15 protein-coding genes are annotated in these 18,713 nt (G+C 40.2%); all 15 read right to left on the bottom strand.

Going from position 1 to position 18,713, the window contains the following annotated elements:
• Positions 1–114 precede the first annotated feature (114 nt).
• Complete coding sequence (locus tag RBB45_RS22180) at positions 115–834, bottom strand: glucosamine-6-phosphate deaminase (RefSeq protein ID WP_306010360.1); 720 nt, start codon at positions 832–834, stop codon at positions 115–117.
• The gene (locus tag RBB45_RS22175; protein WP_306010359.1) at positions 831–3,236 is read right to left on the bottom strand and encodes a glycoside hydrolase family 31 protein; all 2,406 of its coding nucleotides are present in this window, start codon (positions 3,234–3,236) and stop codon (positions 831–833) included. The genes RBB45_RS22180 and RBB45_RS22175 overlap by 4 nt, the downstream gene beginning before the upstream one ends.
• A 69-nt stretch (positions 3,237–3,305) precedes the next feature.
• Positions 3,306–4,124 (bottom strand): carbohydrate ABC transporter permease, encoded by an 819-nt coding sequence (locus tag RBB45_RS22170; RefSeq protein WP_306010358.1) that lies wholly within the window; start codon positions 4,122–4,124, stop codon positions 3,306–3,308.
• Entirely contained in the window at positions 4,121–5,056 is a 936-nt protein-coding gene (locus RBB45_RS22165; protein WP_009792775.1) for a carbohydrate ABC transporter permease, read from the bottom strand. The genes RBB45_RS22170 and RBB45_RS22165 overlap by 4 nt, the downstream gene beginning before the upstream one ends.
• Positions 5,057–5,127: 71 nt before the next feature.
• On the bottom strand, positions 5,128–6,414 hold the full coding sequence (locus tag RBB45_RS22160) for an ABC transporter substrate-binding protein (protein ID WP_009792774.1): 1,287 nt from the start codon (positions 6,412–6,414) through the stop codon (positions 5,128–5,130).
• Positions 6,414–7,508, bottom strand: coding sequence for a beta-galactosidase BglB (gene bglB, locus RBB45_RS22155; protein WP_371931653.1), 1,095 nt, complete (start codon positions 7,506–7,508; stop codon positions 6,414–6,416). The genes RBB45_RS22160 and bglB overlap by 1 nt, the downstream gene beginning before the upstream one ends.
• A complete protein-coding gene (locus RBB45_RS22150) occupies positions 7,499–9,997 on the bottom strand; it encodes a hypothetical protein (protein WP_306010357.1) in 2,499 nt (832 codons plus the stop codon). The genes bglB and RBB45_RS22150 overlap by 10 nt, the downstream gene beginning before the upstream one ends.
• Before the next feature lie 128 nt (positions 9,998–10,125).
• Positions 10,126–11,688, bottom strand: a complete 1,563-nt coding sequence (locus RBB45_RS22145; protein WP_306010356.1) for a response regulator — start codon at positions 11,686–11,688, stop codon at positions 10,126–10,128.
• Positions 11,681–13,447: a sensor histidine kinase gene (locus RBB45_RS22140; protein ID WP_306010355.1), complete on the bottom strand. Its 1,767-nt coding sequence runs from the start codon at positions 13,445–13,447 to the stop codon at positions 11,681–11,683. Before RBB45_RS22140 ends, RBB45_RS22145 begins: the two co-directional genes overlap by 8 nt.
• A 2-nt stretch (positions 13,448–13,449) precedes the next feature.
• Positions 13,450–14,091 (bottom strand): YesL family protein, encoded by a 642-nt coding sequence (locus RBB45_RS22135; RefSeq protein ID WP_022544464.1) that lies wholly within the window; start codon positions 14,089–14,091, stop codon positions 13,450–13,452.
• A 214-nt stretch (positions 14,092–14,305) separates the two neighbouring features.
• Positions 14,306–15,604 carry a vWA domain-containing protein gene (locus RBB45_RS22130; protein WP_306010354.1) on the bottom strand — a complete coding sequence of 433 codons (1,299 nt, stop codon included), beginning with the start codon at positions 15,602–15,604 and terminating at the stop codon, positions 14,306–14,308.
• 490 nt (positions 15,605–16,094) lie between these two features.
• A complete protein-coding gene (locus tag RBB45_RS22125; RefSeq protein WP_306010353.1) occupies positions 16,095–16,460 on the bottom strand; it encodes a hypothetical protein in 366 nt (121 codons plus the stop codon).
• A 247-nt stretch (positions 16,461–16,707) separates the two neighbouring features.
• Complete coding sequence (locus RBB45_RS22120) at positions 16,708–17,250, bottom strand: hypothetical protein (RefSeq protein WP_306010352.1); 543 nt, start codon at positions 17,248–17,250, stop codon at positions 16,708–16,710.
• 148 nt (positions 17,251–17,398) lie between these two features.
• Positions 17,399–17,899, bottom strand: a complete 501-nt coding sequence (locus RBB45_RS22115) for a hypothetical protein (protein WP_306010351.1) — start codon at positions 17,897–17,899, stop codon at positions 17,399–17,401.
• Between the two features lie 153 nt (positions 17,900–18,052).
• Positions 18,053–18,682: a DUF3221 domain-containing protein gene (locus RBB45_RS22110; RefSeq protein ID WP_306010350.1), complete on the bottom strand. Its 630-nt coding sequence runs from the start codon at positions 18,680–18,682 to the stop codon at positions 18,053–18,055.
• Positions 18,683–18,713: the final 31 nt, after the last annotated feature.

Here is an 18,713-nt window from a genome sequence, read left to right as displayed (position 1 = left end):
CTCAAAAAAAGGCCCTGAATCTTTCAGGACCTTTCTTTGTGCCTGGCTATATAAATGACTTGATATACATTTGTGAAACAGATGTGTGAAACAAGATTATTCGGGAGGTGCCTGTCACCTTCTAAAAGCCCCCTCCTCCAAATAAACATAACAATCCCTATGAGTCTGAAGAATGGTTGCCGGGAGCTCATTTGTGACTTCACCGTTTATCATCCTATATACTGCCTCAGCCTTATTGGCTCCATTCGCAATTAGAATCACTGTGTTACTGTCCATAATATGCTGAGTCCCCAGGGTGATTCCTTTTGATAGTTCTCTTTGGGTTTCAAAGTATTTTTGTCCGACGGATTTTGTATTTTCATCAAGGTTCACGACATGGGAGAGACAGTTAAATGAAACACCTGGTTCGTTGAATCCTAAGTGTCCGTTGACTCCTATGCCCAGGAGCATGAGGTCGATATTGCCATGATCCATGATATATTGATCGACTCTTTGGCACTCTTGCTGCAGGTCTTTTGCTTTTGCATCAAAGAAACAGATGTTTTCTTCCTTTATCTTCAGGGGGAGAAATAATGTTTTCCATAATGTCTCCTGGCAGCTGCCAGAATCATCCTTATCCAAACCAACCCATTCATCCAGCCCTACGAATTTGCACGAACCAAAATCGGCTTTTTTATCCGCTGCTAAATCTGCCAGAATTTCAAATGTTCCAATCGGCGTGCTTCCCGCTGCAAAGCATACCAAAGCATTAGGATTTGCATTTATAATTTCGGCTATTTTTTCGGCAGCAGCTTTGGACATTTCCTCATAATCTTTTAAAACAGATACGTTCATAACACACCACTTTCTATATCCTTTACCGTAAAGGGATATTTGCTATTAGTCTTTTCTCCGTTTATACGCACATCTCTTTTTTCTGTTCCGGGTAGGTAGACATTAATAGAATCATATGGAACTTTATAGCTTCCTTCTATATAAACATTTATATCCACAAGGCCGCTTGTTGTTTTAACCTTTACTGTTACATAGGAAAACTCCCCATTTTTATAATTCACAGAGAGGCCATCATCTTCATAGAATTTATGGGTGGTTTCTCCTTCTCCAGGGATAGGGTAAATGAGAATTCCCCTTTGATCTTCATGCTTATTATTGAAGGTTATTTCTCCGTCCCGAATAGGGAATGCTGAACCTGCCCTGGAGAACAAAGGGATTACGTCCAATGGTGCATCTGCCTCAATGGTTTGGCCGCCTTCCAGCCATTGTCCAGAATTCAGATCGTACCATCCGTTTTCCTCTTTCGGAAGATACACACTGCGCTTTGTGGCTCCTTTTTCAACCACACTGCAAACCAGAAGGTTTTCCCCCACCATAAAATCATCATTTTCAGCAAATGTGTTTGGGTCATTTTCGAAATAATAAAAGGTCGGAGTCAGAATCGGTTTATATTCCTGGTTAGCTTTGTAGAGTAAATGATAGAAATACGGAATCCACTTGACGCGCTCTTTCATGAATTTACTTATGATAGAAAGATGCTCGGGGTACATCCATGGTGCGTTGACTGTATCGTCTTCATTCCAGGAGTGTATGGTAAATCTGGGATGGAAAATACCATTCTGAATCCACCTGATCAGTAATTCAGGTTCAGGTGCAAGGCCATTAAATCCCCCGACATCATGGCCGACATTGTACACACCGGACAAGCTTAAGCTCAGCCCCATTTTGATATTAAAACGGAGTGTTTTCCATTCTGTAAAATTGTCGCCGGACCATGTCTGCACATACCGCTGCATGCCCGGGCACCCGGAGCGTGAAATTAAATAGGGACGGAGATTTGGTGCATATTCCTTTTGGGCTTCAAAAGAAGACTTTAACATCAGTAAAGTTTGAATAGGTTTGATATAGTCAACCGCAATGCTATTGCCAAATCCAAATGCCTGTGCACTTTTATCCCAAATTTCGTATTCATTATTATCATTCCATGTAGAGTCGATTCCATAGGAAAGAAGCTGTTCCTTCACCTTCTCCTTCCACCACAGGATGGTTTCAGGGTTCGTAAAATCAAGATAAGAACCTTCATCATCCCAATATTGCACTACATCCGGGTCCTGATTATTTTCAGCTTTAATGAACATTCCCCTATCAGCCAGCTCCCGGTAATGAGAATGATCCTGAAGCAGGCAGGGTTTGATATTGGCGCTAATACGCAGTCCATGATCATGAAAATACTGTATCATTCCCTGAGGATCAGGCACCTTGCCGTGATTCCAGTGGAATACATATCTCTTTTCGCCTATAGTTGTATATCCTGATGATAATTGAAAGGAATCACATGGGATATCGTATGTACTGCATGAATCAACAAATTTCTTTAATTGCTTTTGCGCATCCGGCGCATCGGTATAAGCCATTGTGGACCCAGAATAGCCAAGGCTCCATTTCGGCGGGAACACTGTTTTGCCGGTAAGCTTTGAGTATTTTTCCACTACATTCCGGATATTTGGCCCATAGATGAAATAATAATCCAAATCTCCTTTTTCAGCATGATAATACCTGTATAATCCATGATAATTATCCAATTCAGCACCCAGGTCAAATACCGAGTCTGAATAATTATCGTAAAACAAACCATATGATAATTGAGACTTTTGGTTATGAGTAATATAAAACGGTATATGCTTGTAAAGAGGGTCTGTAAATTCGGCATCATAGCCCATTGCATCAATGGCCTGCATTCTATAGCGCTTTCTTGCTTTATTGAGGGTCCCGCTCTTCTCGCCTAATCCGTAATATAGATCATCTTTATACCGTTCAAGATAATGGTAAACTCCTTTGCCCAGCTTGTTGTTATAATTATAGCTTTGTGTTTTTCTATCATTAGAGATTAATACGTCCTCGCCATTCTCTTTCGCATACCAGGAAATAATAAATCCATCCAGCCGGATAACAGCCTTTAACAGTTTGGTTTCGATTATTATCTGATCATTTCCGATCTCACGCTGATAGGCTGGCAGCGAGAAAGGAGATAGATCAAATCTGTCTCTCCCTTCAAAAGGGATATCTTCTGCTTCTGGCGCAACCGTCCAGGTAGCTGTTAAAGCAGGCTGATCTCCTGTACTCATAAACACTCTGCACAGGTCTTCCTCAAGAATAAAGAAATGGATGTGCTTATTATTGCACGCAAAGATCAGCTGATTGTCCTGCTCTTTTACTAGTTTATATCTCCACTTCAACCTCATATTTTCACCTTTTTCTAAAAACAGAGATAAACCTGAAGGGTCATCTCTGTTTGAATGGTTATTTAAAAATCAATCTTTCATGCCGGAAGTTGCCAGTCCCTGTATAAATTGCTTCTGGAAAATCAGGAACACGATCAGCACTGGAACCATGGTCACTACTGACATAGCAAGCAGGCTTCCCCAGTCAACATTATATTCACCAATGAAATTAGACAGTGCCAGCTGAATGGTATATTTCGTCGGGTCGCTGATTACGATCAAAGGCCATATAAAGTCATCCCATCTCCACATGAAGGAGAAGATGGCCAGAACAGATATGATTGGCTTTGCTATAGGCAAAATGATTCTCCAAAAGATTTTCCATTCTCCTGCTCCATCTATCCTGGCAGCTTCAAGAAGATCATCCGGCACTGTTAATAGGTATTGACGTATTAAAAATACCCCTGTTGGTGTTGCGGCCGGCGGTATAATAATGCCCCACAGCGTGTTATATAAGCCAAGTTTACTGATGACAGTAAAAATCGGTGTCATGATTACTTCAAGCGGGATCATAAGTGTAGAGATAAATCCTATCAGCAGGAATGTATCGCCTTTAAATCTGTATTTCGCAAGGGCATAACCAGCCATTGTGTTAACCAGCAATGTGAGAAAGGTCGCCGTCACAGTGACAATCGTACTGTTCCAAAAATATCTGCCAAAATTACCTTTTTCAAAAGCCAGCGTAAAGTTTTCTATCGTTGGATTGTCCGGGATAAACTTAGGAGGCCAGCTATATAATTCGTTTGAATCTTTTAACGATGACAATATCACCCATATGACAGGAAAAATAAAGATAATCACTAGCAAAGTCAATGCAATATACAGGAGCAAGCCAGGCTTCTTTTTCAATCGATTGAGCCTCCTTTCGTCCACTTGAATTGGATAATCGTAAAGATGGCAATGACAATAAACAGAACTACTGACATGGCACTCGCGTAACCCAATTCACCTTTTTCAAAGCCAAATTCGTAAATATACTGGACCAGGAAGGTTGTTTCCTTTGCAGGTCCCCCGCCTGTCAAAGCCAATACCAGCGGATATTGCTTAAAAGACTCAATCAGCAGCAGAATCAGCACCAGCAAACTGGTCGGTTTTAACAGCGGCAGAGTGATCGTCCAAAACATTCTGGCCTTTGAGGCGCCGTCTATTTGGGCAGCCTCATAATAAGAGGTTGGAATACTTTGCAGGCCAGCCATGAAAATTATCATAAAAAATCCGATTCTGGCCCAAACAGTCCCAACGACAACAGAAATTTTTGCAAAAAGCGGATCTGACAGCCAGTGTACAGGTTCAAGCCCCGCTGACTCCAGCATGTAATTCAAGATTCCAAAGCTGTCGCCAAAAATCCATTTCCAGGTAACGCCCACTATGATCGCTGATAACATGGTCGGCCAATAAAAAATGGCGCGAAAGAAGCCTTTGGCTTTAATTTCCTTAATCAATAAAACTGCAATGCCGAGGGAACTCACAAAAATGAGCGGCACTACTGAAAAAGCATAAATGAAGGTATTGCCGAAAATCCCCCAATACTCGGAACTGGCAAACACTTCTTTATAATTTTCCAATCCAATAAAGTTCATCTCTGACAGGCCATCAAAATCAGTAAAAGAATAGACCAGCCCTACAAATGCCGGTACAACAATAAATATGAAAAAGATTAGAAAGTTGGGAAGGACAAACAGGTACGGAGCAATTTGTCTATTAAATTTGTCTTTTCGAAAGGAGAATCGTTTAGCAGGACTTATTGCTGATTGTTCATTGATTTTTGGTTTCACCTTCATCACCTACTGTCCTCTGTTTTTAAAAGTGGTGACCACCCATTATGAGGTGATCACCACTAATAACAAAACTGTTATTCTTGATCAGCAATAGCCTCTTCTAATAGCTCTGCAACTTTGTCCATTGCTTCTTGAGATGAAATTCCGCCGCTGAGTGCTTCTACAACCGCATCTCTCATATCAGTTGTCACTTTTGAAATGACTACCTGATTGCCCCAATCATTTGCAGCAGCTTCTGGTGTATTTTCCAATTCATTTGAGAAGACCTTAAACATTTCTTTGCCAAATTCATAATCCAATTCGTTATTGTCTTTTCTTGCACTTAAGAATAGTGATTCCTGATTAAATTTGGCGTTCACTTCCTGTGATGATAGGTATTTAATAAACTCTGCTGTTTCATCTTCAAGTCCAGTATTTTTGAAGCCCATGATATACTTCCCGCCTGGAACTGAAGAACGGATTTCTGCTTTTGGAAGGTAAGTTACACCCCAGTCAAAATTTTCAATATCCTTATAGTTGCTCAGCATCCAGTTTCCGGCTAAGTGAGCGGCAGCAGTGCCTGAACGGAAAAGGTTATTAGGATTTTCTCCACCCAGCCAAACTGATTCAGGAATGACCTCATCTTTATGGAGCTTAATAAAATTATCTAAAGCAGCAACACCGTTTTCATTGTTAATGGCAGGAGCAGATAGATCTTCTGTAAAGATACTTCCGCCAAATTCATAGACCATCGTTGAATATCTATGAGGAGTAAAGTCTACTAATAATCCGTATTTTGCTCCGCCTTTTTCTTTTACTTCTTGAATGGCATCTGCGAATTCATCCCAAGTCCAGACATCATCTGGTGACTGCGGAACTTCTACACCTGCTTTTTCAAACAATGTTTTATTGTAAATCAGACCGTTTGCCGTCACATCCATTGGCGTTGCGATGATTTTGTCATCTTTTACATAGTAAGGCTTGATAGAAGGCAGAAACTGTGAAGTAAACTCTTCAGCACCGCCCACATATTCAGTAAGATCCAGAGCCTGTTCTGCAAAGATGCCCGTATCAGTCACACGTGCCAATGCAGGCGGCTTTCCTCCTGCAATCATTGTTTTTAATTTAGTATTAAAATCAGCATACGCAACTTCAATTAAATTGATTTCAACATTCTCATTTTCTGATTGATAGTCTTTAATAATGTCTCGCATAACATCGCCTTCAACACCATCAGTAAACCAAAGATAATCAAGAGTTACTTTTTTGTCTTTAGACCCGCCGGAGCCATTTGAGCTTGAGCTGTCAGAGCAGGCTGTTACACTGATCAAAAGAACGGCAGCCAGTAATGACATAGAGATCATTTTAAATACTTTTTTCATCAATATTTCCCCCTTTTCATTGAAAACTCCATTGATTCTATTAACAATAAGATGGTCAGCGCCTGGCCGTATGTCATTGGGCTGATCGGGATGTTCTGATAGAAATCACGATCCATCCCGACTGGTGTTCCGTATGAAACTTTCTGCACTACACCTTGATGATCTACTTCACGGATGACTGCTTCTAAGGCATTTAACCCTGTCTGCAAGTATTTCTCATCCAGATAGCCTTTTCGTACGCCTTTCAGTATGCCAAATGCAAAAGCGGCTGTTGCGGAGGTTTCCTCATAAGACTCCGGATCATCCAGGACTGTGTGCCATAGACCGCTGTCCGCCTGCAGTTCTGCTAATGCCTTTACCTGGCTGTGCCAGGTATCCAGCAGATAATCTTTGATGCCTTTTTCCAGCTCTGCAATTTCTAAGTATTCCAGCAGTCCGCATGTATACCAGCCATTGCCTCTTCCCCACCTGACAGCACCGTAATTATGGTTCTCGTTAAAGTCCCAGCCATGGAAGAAAAGACCTGTTTCTTTGTCATATAAATATTTAATATGAATGAGGAACTGTTTTTTCGATTCTTCGATATAGTCCGGACGGTTGAAATACGTACCTGCTTTAGTTAGAAACAGCACGGTCATGAACAATGTATCAATCAGTATCTGGCCGTCATTGGGATCACCGGTTATCATGTGCTGCAAAGCGCTGTCACCGGTACGGATCATATCTTCCATAATCCATGTACTCCACTCATCACATATCTTGATGTATTCAGGATTTTTTGTTTCTTCCGCTAAATACATCAGCGTCAGCAATGGCGACATGGTGTTTACATTTTTCTCCGGCAGTCCTTCTTCAATTCTTTGATCAAACCAGTTTAATAGAAAGTCGAGGGTTTCTTTATCATTAGTCAGCTTATAATATTTATATAGTCCATAAATCCCTACACCTTGCGGCCACTCCCATAAATGGATATCTATCAGCCCGATTGGGAATTCTTCTATAAAACTCTCATCATTTTTCAATGATTTCATCGCATTCGTAACAAGCTTTACTTTTGAGTCAATCAGATTTGCCTTTATGTCCATTATGTCCATTGTTCAAGAACCCCTTCCGCCTGCTGATTTCCGTTTGACTGGATATTATCATTCACCTTGAATGGTGAATTCCATGAACTATGGATAACCCCGTGAACGGGATCCTTGAAAATGACTTCTTCTTCATCAGCATGAATCTCAGCCCCTGCCATACTATCTATAAAGTCACTGAAGGCAGGAAACTGATTTACATGGCTGTTGCGGATGATCCAGCTGTTGTCTCTTCCTTCGGATATCAGCTCACGATTTTTATTCTGGCCTTCCTCTTGAAGACGGATTCCATTTTTGGCGTATATAGCAATATAAGAATCATCTATTCTTCCGAAGCACCATTTTTCAGTTATTTTGACCTGGTCAAAAGCAGCAATTGGAAAATAGGCATGCGTATAGGCGATTTCATTTTCAGGGCTGATTTTATAATGGACCATCGCAATATCCCTATATTGGTCTACCTTCGGCAATATGCCATTTCCAGCCCAAAAGCTCGGCCTGCCTGTTCCAAGCTCTGCTTCTTCTCCCGGATGGTTAATCCACACGGTCGCTTCCGGACTGAGTATAGAATGGATCACATGTTCCGAGTAGCCATTTTTCCAGAGCCTGTATTCGACCGCGCTTGATAATAAACCGTATCTATTCTTAAACGTATAAAGATCAACAAATCCTTCTGACCCCTGGTGATGCTTGAAGATAATGTTTTCATTAGGCTTTAAATGAATGAGTGATTTATATTCAGGCGGTTCATAATTTGAGATAGAGAAAGATACAGCTGCAAAAGTGGCATTGTTCAGGTTTCCTTCTCCGTAGCCTATCCAGAGTAAAGAAGTAGTGGCGTTATTATAATTTCCTTTCAGCTCTTTCTCGTATATACGGCCATGAGAGCAGGAAAGGTAGCCATTATGGCTATTAAGAGCCATTAATCGAAAGGTTGTGTCCAGGGCCTTCTTGGCTTCCATTTTCAGCAGCTTATCATCTGCCAGGTCATAGATCTGGAAGAAGCCCATCGCATTAATCGGTATATAAGCACTTGAATTCCATTCTGCCAAACCTTCTTCATGGAATTTGTCAAACCACTTCTGAAGCCTTTCCTTCGCTCTTTCAGCATGAGCGGCCCCTGTTATATTTGCATTTGGGAATAGATCATCCGGGAAAAGCTGTCCTGCCAGATATTCACAGGTGTGGAACAGCAAAGCGTGGTTTTCACTGAAGAACCACATCACATCGTCTCCAGGCTCATCAAACCAATAGCGGTAATTCAAAATAGCACTCTTGCATTCTTCCCAGAAACCTTCCTCAAATAGTTCTGTTTCACGGAAATCGATCCAAAATCTGAAAAGCTGATTCAAGTAGAAATCACTGCAGTCATATCTTGCATTGATTACTTTAAGCGTGTCCCTTACTATGGACTCTGCAAGGTCTTTATCTGTTCCAGTCCTGACAAGGGCATATGCACGGTGAATATCGCTGCTCCCGTATCTGGCGATAAATGATAGAGCTTGCTCTTTTCTTTCCAGTAAACTATCCTTTATGTCTACAGGCACCAGTTTATCTGGATACAATTGAAGGAACATATCTTTTTGGATCGCTATTGATCCATGTTGAATGGCTACCTTTAATAAAGCATTGCCCATTCCCAATTCTTCAACTTTCCCAAAAGAAACTTCACTGGATCCAGGAGGCGCAGCTTTTGCCAGATCATGCTGTTCTCCCCACCATTCCGTTTTAAAGCTGCACTGCAGCAGGACTTCTTCCTTTAAAGGATTTTCAAAATGAATGATAACATCTCCATTTTTAACAACATCGCTTTGGAAATAGGCGCCCTTTAGCGCATTCTCTAAGGAATGAATGTCATTAGCTGCTAATTTCCCGATCGGAAGCATCATTTCCAATGGTTCAGTTCCAAGATAATCTAATCGGAAATAATAAAGTGTGTCCCGTTCTGCCAGATCTTCATAGAAAATCAAAAACTCATTGTCGCCTTCTTTCAGGGCTGCCTCAAACTGAATATTCTTCTCAAGGTTTCTTGTGTAGGGCGAAAACTGCAATACTTTTTCCCCATTGATCCAAACGGCTGCACTGCCGCAGGTGAACATTCTAAAAGGAACCTTCTGCTCTATATCTGATCGAATATGAGTAAGGGCCCATGATTTCAGATGGGTGGGCTGCTGCCAGAATCCGGATTGTTCCACCTTTTTATTTTTCCAGGGAAAATAAAGCCTCCATTCTTTCGCTGTTTCCCCGTATAACAGTGGTTTTCCTGGGAATGCTTCCGGGATATGTATTTTATCTATGCTGATTTCATTATGGGCGTCTATAAATTCTTTTCTGCTTGGATTTTCAAATACAGAGAAGCCTTCGGTTAACCAGCGGTTTAAATCGCCAGTTACATTCATCGCAAGGCGTCTAAAGGATTTCTCCTCTTCAAACGTACCTGCGATGAGCCACCGGTTTACCGGCTGGCCAGGCTTCAATGGATATTTAATCTGACTCAACGGTTTTCCTCCCTCCCTTTTGTAAACGCTTGCATTTTTCATAAAAAAAATCCTTCTTGTTTTTATTCTATCGAATAAGAAGAAGGGTAAGATGTTGAAAATTTTGAATATTATGTTTAAAATTTTGACTATTTGCTTTTCTTATATTGAGATGGAGTTGTACTCATGAATTTTTTAAACACCTGGCCGAAATATCGTGCATCTATAAAGCCAACCCTTTTAGCCACTTCGTTTGTTTTTAAATCCGTAGTATCCAAAAGCTTTTGAGCCATCTGCATTCTTTTTTCTGTAACAAAATTAATCAGGTTTTCACCTGTCTCTTTTTTAAATGTTCTGCTTAGATAACTTACATTCACATCAAGTTTATCAGCGATATACTGTGCACTCAGATCAGGATTGTCATATTGCTGCTCGATTATTTTTTTTGCCTGCTCCACAATCCCGATATTGTTTTCACTCATCTCTTCGTATAGATGACTTTTTATGTTGATGATCACTTTCTTCATGAAATCCTGTAATTCATCTATTGATGTGCATTTCTCCAGCTGCCCGTATCCGACAGATATTTTAAAGTGTTTATCCCATTTAGATACGAGCAGTCCCAATTTAATGAGAAGCTCCAGGCATTGATTTAAGATGAACGGCTTATCATATGTGTACTTCAATTCTTTAAAAAGAAGTTCATATTCTTCCAAAATCCTTTCAAGGCTCCGCTCTTCAAAAGATTGAATAAAGCTTTCCAGACTGTTTGTGTTTTTATCCTCAGAATGTCTTTGCTTTTGATCATCAAAAATATGAACTTTCCCTTTTCCTGCAAAGTAACTCCTCTTCAAAGCTTCAGCTGATTGCAAGTAAGAAGAATGTAAACTGTTTACAGATGAATAGATTCCGCCAATACCGATGGATACACTTAAATGATCTATTGCTTTGAGGCGGTCCAAAATTTTATCTGATACATCCCTAACTCTCGTTTCCAATACCTTGCTGGGGACACCTATTGGAAAAGAGGGCAGAATAATCATCTGATTGTCATTAGCTACATACCGCACTGTGATATTATTCTTCTTCAATATTTCCTCAATGTACCTTATGATAATCGGGCTGGGTGCTTGATTCTCTTCATAAGCATCAACTTCAATTGTTAAAACGGCTCCTTTTCCGAAAGTGAGATGAAAGCTTTCTATTTTATCTCTCAGATCTTTCGAATGAACAGTCCCTTTCACTGTAATATCATATAATAATGATTGCTCAATCAACGGGATATTCTCCTGGAGAGCAGACTCTAAATATTGATAATTCTTATCCTGTTCTCTTTTTTCCTCGATATTCTTCACAGCATTTCTAATCACATTCATCACTTCTTCTTTTATTGTAGGCTTGAGCAAATAATCAAAAACACTGTATTTGAGAGCTTCCTTAGCAAAAGTAAATTCATCATGCCCAGACAGCAGAATCATAATGGTATTTTTATAATGCTGATGAACATAGCTGGCCAGCTCGAGCCCTGTGCAGCCTGGCATGACAATATCCGAAACAATGATATCAGGCCTCAGCTCGTCAATCATTCTTTTCCCCTCCAGGCCATTCATAGCAATACCTTGAATCATACAGTCCAGACTGGCCCAATCAATCTTCTCGGATAACCCTTTCGTGATCATGGGCTCATCGTCAATAATAAGAACTTTATACATTCTTATAGCCCTCCCTATGAACAGGCAGCGTCAATTCAAATACGGACCCGACATTTTCATTGCTGTCGATATTCAATCCGTATTCTCTGCCAAATAGCAGCTTTATGCGATTCTGAACATTCAAGATTCCATTTCCTGTCCCTTTATTCTCATCCCGGTTCACATAAACTCCTTTAAGCAATGCTGACATTGTCCTTTCGTCCATCCCAACACCATTATCGATTATTTGAATATGCAATAGATCATTTTTCACATATCCCTTAATGAGCAAATAACCATTCTCCAGTTTCTTTTCTAATCCGTGAATCATCGCATTTTCAACGATCGGCTGCAGGATCAGTTTGGGGACCAGGCAGTTCTTTGCTGCTTCGTCAATTTGCATTGAATAATGTATTTTATCCTGGAACCGGATCTTCTGGATTGTCATGTAATCATCGATATATATTGCTTCTTCTTCCAGCCTGATAAATTCCTTATTGTTGGATATGCTTGATTTTAACAGTCTGCTTAACGCAATTGTCATTTTGCTCACTTCATCTGTTTTATCAAATTGAGCCATCCAGTTAATAGCATCCAATGTATTGTAAAGGAAATGGGGATTGATCTGGGCTCTTAGTGCCCTCAATTGGGCTTCCTTCTCATTGATATCCTTCTGATAAATATCTGAAATCAGATTGTTGATTTTATTCATCATTTTATTAAAGCTATCCCCAACTCTTCCAAGTTCATCTTTGCGGTTAATTTGAACCTGGACATGGAAATTATCTTTTTCCACCTCATCCATAACAAGCCGCAATTGATTCAGCGGTTTTACAATATAATGTGTACTGATCCAAATCACAACAATGCCAATAACGATAGCCACAAATCCTATTAAGAAAATCGTTCTCCCAATTAATACAGGTCCTGCTGAGATCTCATTCAGACTTACTAAGGAAATGATTTTCCAGCCTGTTAATTCAGACTGATAGTTATTCACAATCATCCTTCCGTCCCCCGGTATATCCACAAAAGACTCGGAATCAATTGAATTATAATCCAGATCTGATGCCCATGAAGTAAATGCATCATTTCCACTGTCTTCAGCATTCGTTAAAACAACATTATTTTCCTGATCCAGGATGATAATATGCCTTTCTTCAGTGGGATCATACTTCAGAATCCGGTCTTCCAGGTAAGAGGTTTTCATCGACATGGTTAAATAGCCAATTTCATTCATCTTGTATGAATGAATGCCGTATATCAGCCGATTGGCCGTAATGACCGAGTTTTCCACTTTCCATGTTACTCTCCCGCTGCTGTCATACATATTGGGGCGAAGTTCATTAAAGAAATTGAAGTCTTTATTATTAACACTTCTTCTTAAGTTCACCCTGAGATTTTCAGTATCATATAGATTGATAAGGTCAACCTCATTGAACATAACCGTTTCATCCACCACTTGGGATGCTAAATATTTATTCAGGAGATGCATCTCTTTCCCCGTATCATATTTAATTTGCAGCAAACGCTGGATTTCATTGTTAAACGTAACCCCATCCATGACATCATTAAAAGATTCCACCATGTCATCAATACTTTTACTAATCTGGGTGACCATCACTGTGTTATATCTAATCGCTTCATTAACCTGTATTTTAATGGCAATATTATATGTGAATACTGCTGTCAGCCCTATGATTAAACTGATACTAAGCGCATTCTGGAACAATAATTGATTCTTTAAATGGCGGAACTTTGGAAAGCGGAAGTATTTCATAGCTATACCGCTTTATCTGCTGAAAAACTATGAGTGGACTTCTTTTTCATATTAATGATCGTATTGCCTGAAATCCACATAATAACCATACTTGTTAAGCTTGCACCAAAAAAGAAGAGTACAGGCTGAAAAGTCGAGAAAATCAAGTAAAGGAGGATGCCTCCCATGCCAATGCCAATTGTGCTAAGCGGCCGGTACACGCCCAAAACACAGGCATATTTTATACATTGCATAATAGTAAATTCATGCAAAACGTAGATAGGAAAAATGTGCAGCAGCACTATTACATATAAAATTGCCAAAACCACCACTAGGGCCGCAAGCACCTGAAAAGGCAAACCATTCATAGCCGAGAAAAGATGCCAGTCAATAAAAAGCACTGTCCCGGCTGTTATCAGGATTAGCCCCAGCCTGTTACCCTTTAAAAAGTTCTTCTTATAAGCGGAAAAGAAATGACTGAATATGGGTGTATCCCATTCTCCCTTTTGGTATTTCCTCGCAATCTCGAACAATGAAATGGTTGATGGAAAAAGACCTAACACCACTCCACCCACTAAGGTAAAAATGACCCATAATATATTTAAAATGGCCAGCCGCATAATCCATTCACAAAGAGTATACAAGCCTTGAACGAAGCCTTTCATTCTATTTACCCCTTCCATGGAACCGATTACTTTTTTCTAATATAACAAAGATGGAAGGTGAACGGGATATAAATTTTTATTATTCTAAATTTTCATACACTAAAGGCCCAGAAACTTTCTGGGCCTTTCTTTGTGCATGGCTATATAAATGACTTGATATACATTTGTGAAACAGATGTGTGAAACAAGATTATTCGGGAGGTACCTGTCACCACTACTCCATCGCCTCAAACAATTCATCCTTCTTCACAGTGATCTTCTCCTGCGCCGCTTCCTCAAGCCTCCCGCTGTATTCAGCAAGAACACTTAAACGCTCATCCGCCATTTCCGTTATCGCCTCTACATCCTCAGACGTAACTTTCTCCTGACTCTCAAGCTCCTGAGCTGCCCCCTTCAACACCTCATTCTCCACCCCAGCCATATTCATAAAATTACTTCTAAGCTTTTGTACGTCTTTACGGAGTTCGACACTTTTGAAATTGATATCAATGCCGTTCATGGCTTTTTCGTTATTTTTCCGAATGGAGGAGATTGCCTCACCCATCAGTTCATTGAGTGTATTGGTCAGCTCGAGCTTGGAGTTGACTGTATAATATTTTCCGTTGCCCGCTTCAGCTGTTTTCTTCAGCTGATCCTGACCTGCATCATCCACATCAAAGCCGATGATATGCACCTTCACATTTAGGTCGGAATCTGCCAAAGCTTTTGCTTCCTTTACCGGGTCACCCTCACAGGTTTCGATTCCATCGCTGACGATATAGAGAATATTTTCTGTATCCTCTCCCGCCTTTTTCTTTAGGTCCTCATATCCTGCCTTGATGGAAGCCGCCAAAGGCGTCCAGCCGCTCGGTTTGAATTTTTCTAATGCCGCCTTGAACGCAGCTTGATCGTAAGTATTGGCGTCATACATAACCTCGGTGCTTGCACAGGACATGGCTTTATCCTTGTCATCCCCAGTCCCTTTGTGGCCGTATGTGCGTAGACTCATGATGGTATCCTCCGGAAAACCGGCAGCAAAGTTCTCGACCGCTTCTTTGGCCAGGTTCATTTTCACACCGCCGCTTACCTGTCCATTCATGCTTCCGCTTGAGTCGATCTGGATGCTGATATTCTTCGTTTTCTGATCTTCCTCTTCTGCTCCATACTCCCCGAAGGCAGGCTCATAATTGACCAGCGCATCATTCACTTCAGAATAATCAACGGCAAACCAGTGCACCAGGCCGTTGTACACTTCCTCAGCGGTCATACCTTCAGCTTCGAAATCTGCCATCACCTCTTCCTCACTCATATTGGCTTCTTCCGATCCTTCATCCATGGCCTTTTCTATTTTTTCCCCCATCTGCTGTTTGACAATCTCTTCAGCTGAAGTGGCCGCCTCCGGATACTGGACCGGCTCTTCTTCAATTTTTACCGATTTTACATCTGAGTAATCTGCTGCTGACGGATCTTCCTTGGAGCAGCCAGTAAAAATCATCATGAATGCCAGTAAAGATATATAATAGAATTTGCGCAATGAAAAAAACTCCTTTTCTTTGAGTTATAAGAGTACCCTTAGCAAAGCTAAAGAATCAGTCATATTGACATATACCCATTTTTCAAAAATTTCCTTTTTTGTACTATATATTAACTATCATGTGTTTTTATTTTCGTCAAACACATGCGCAGAATTGTCGAAGTTTGTCTGTGATTTTATTCCTGGTATCTCTTTAAATCGAGAGTTTTTTACTGTGATAAAAGTCTGGAATTGTTACTGAGAGAGAGGTTTATAAGAAGCTTTTTATAAGTGGATTCAATCCATTTCTCTTAATAGGTGAAAATATGAGTCTTTAGGATTATTTTTACTAGCAATTGTAAGAAGATAACTCTTAATTTTTGATTCGAGATATGGAGGTTCATTTGAATGGGAGCTTATCCATAAAAAAAGAGAGTGAAGCTATTTAACTTCACCCTTTGTGAAACCATTATGTGAAACAAGAATAATCGGGAGGTACCTGTCACTGCAACTAGAATTTATATACCAGTCTTTCTACATCATCCCCCTCGTACTCTATTACAAACCCGTGTTCCATCCAAAACTTCTTGCATCTCTCATTTTCAGGATACAAAGAGATTATCCTGTTTTCATACATCTCCTTGAAAGCCGAAATAATCTTGCTGCCAGTGGCTTCCCCTTTCTCAAAAACCTCAAAATTATCTATCTCTATGCTATCTGGGCCGTAGCTTCCTCCAAAAGAAAAATCAATTAAAGCTACAATTTCATCATTCATCTCAACAAACTTTGGCTCAACGGGAATTCTCCAGCTTAATGTTAAATTTTTTGATTCCTTAAGGTCCTTTACTTGATCATCAGTACAGTCTATAAATATCATACTATCGCCCCAAAATCATCATGATTATTGTTTACTGCTAAAACGGCAGTTGATCAAAAATATTAAGATCTATAAGTAACTATGGTTAATAGTGCTTTTACCTGCTCACTTATTTAATCTATTAAAAAGAGAGAAAGTACCTTTGGACAAATAACTGCATCTTGATTCCCCAAATTTTGGGGGAAGACCCCAATATTAGAAGAACTCGTAAACAACAACATCCGGGAATTGATAGGCACCTAAAACCTTACATCAACTCATAAAAAGACTCTTTCCCCAAATGCGGTGTGTACTCACGGATTAAACGTTCCAGGTGATCCGGTCCATCAAGATAAATCCAGTCATCAATACCGCCAATATAACAGAATCGTTCCACTTCGAACGTACGCTCATCTTTGTCAATGAGAGTAAAGCGGAGCGATGTTTCATATTGTTTATACTTCTCCAGCAATGGCTTGGGCACTGGGGCAGCATCGAAGGAATCGAATGCCTGATAGATATAAACAGCATCCTTTTTGACATCCGTTTTAAAATCTTCAATGATGGAGTATTTCTTCATCCCCTCTTCAATCAGCCGGAGCTCGTCCGCTGTAATAGGTGAGATTGCCTGTTTTCTCAGATACATTTTCCCGTTTGGCTCTTCATAGATTTCATATCCTTCAGGGACATTCTCAATATCTGATGCGCCTTCAGCCTTTTTTGAAAAATGGTAAGAAGGGTTTCCTTTCTTCGTTAGCCGGCTATGCAAAAAGTATGTATCACCCCTGAAGTTTTTGACAGACAAAACCATATGATTTCCACCTTTCCATGGCAATCTTTCACCTGCAGAATAGCACAGTGAGGATTGGCTTGTGAACATAATAAAGTCGATAGTATAACGGGACTTCCCCGCTCAATTCTAACAGCCTCTTCTCTCGCTGAAGGTGAGCCAGTTCTAACTACTCTTCAAACAAATCAGTCTCAAAAAAAGGATCAACCCCTATTTCTCTATAAAAGTACTTTATTGGCGTATGTCTATTTAAATAGTCTCTATTCGGGATTAAGACTTCCCTTTTCAAACGCTCATACAATTCCTTATCAATCTCCAGGGTGGAGTCTGCATACTTTTGACTGTTTTCCTCTTCAATTCTAATCAAAAAAGAAATGATATATTCGTACATGACTGGGAAGTCTTTTTGTATATGCTGATGGTTTTCTGTAAAAGCCTGGATGTATTCCTCCAATAGATGCGGCTGGTCTAAAAAAGGAAAACGGCAAAGGTAGTACCAATTCCCAAAATATACTGTAAAAACCGCTATGCTGTACCGACGGGTTTCCTTATCAGGTGCACCAAAATATCTATAGTATGCTTCTTCCTCGAAAATTTGACCTGTATCAAAGTATCCGATTTCTATGCCATTAAGTCCTTTTTTAACCTTTTCGATGATTTCATTTGGCAAACATACTCCTCCAAACCAGCAGCTTTTGGTTTATAAATCCGTTTAGTTTGTACTTAAGCGGGAAAGCATTACTCCTACCCATCCCCCGGCATCAGCTTTTGAAGAGAGTTTATATCTGAGAAGTGTTCATTAGTTGAAATCGCGGACCCTCCTTCATTCCCCCAATACCTCCACCCGATATGCCCCTGTCTTAGGAGGAAGCGACTCTTGAGCCATTCCCTGATGAGTAACTGATACTTTTTGTCCCACTTCTAGTTTCTTAAATTCTGTTTCACTAACATAAAAAATCATGCCATTTCCTTCTTGGTAAGCAATATCCATCTTCTCTTCTTGTGTTCCATTCTCAAGCATCTCATCTGAAATCTTATCTATCACCAGGATCTGGTGGGCATTCTCAGTCCACTTTAAGGCAATAACTCCCTCAAATACAGGCTTCATAGAACAAATGCAGTCCACAACTTTCACCTTTATGGCTCCTGCCTGCGCTGGGGCTGAGGCAGCTTTATCTCCATTATAGTAGACTATTACATTTTGCCCTTCTTTAAGCTTTTCCTGACGTCTGCTATCTAGATTGGATATATTAAAATATGTTCCTTCTCCCCCATAAACCTCTGCAAGCTCCTCGAAGCCTTTCTCCTCCATCTCTTTTTCAGTCGCAGGTACAACCCAAATTTCGGAATCACTTTTGCTTATGATATAACCTTTTTCTTGAACTGAACCCAGAGTACAGGCAGATAACAATAAAAGTGAGCAAAATAGTAACAGTATTCTAATGGTTGTCATTCCTCCCCCGTATGATTGCAGTTAAGGTATT

It is taken from the genome of Bacillus sp. MMSF_3328, assembly GCF_030733525.1.
In the GTDB taxonomy this organism is placed as follows: domain Bacteria; phylum Bacillota; class Bacilli; order Bacillales; family Cytobacillaceae; genus Bacillus_AB; species Bacillus_AB infantis.
This window is presented reverse-complemented; position numbering and strand designations above follow the sequence as displayed.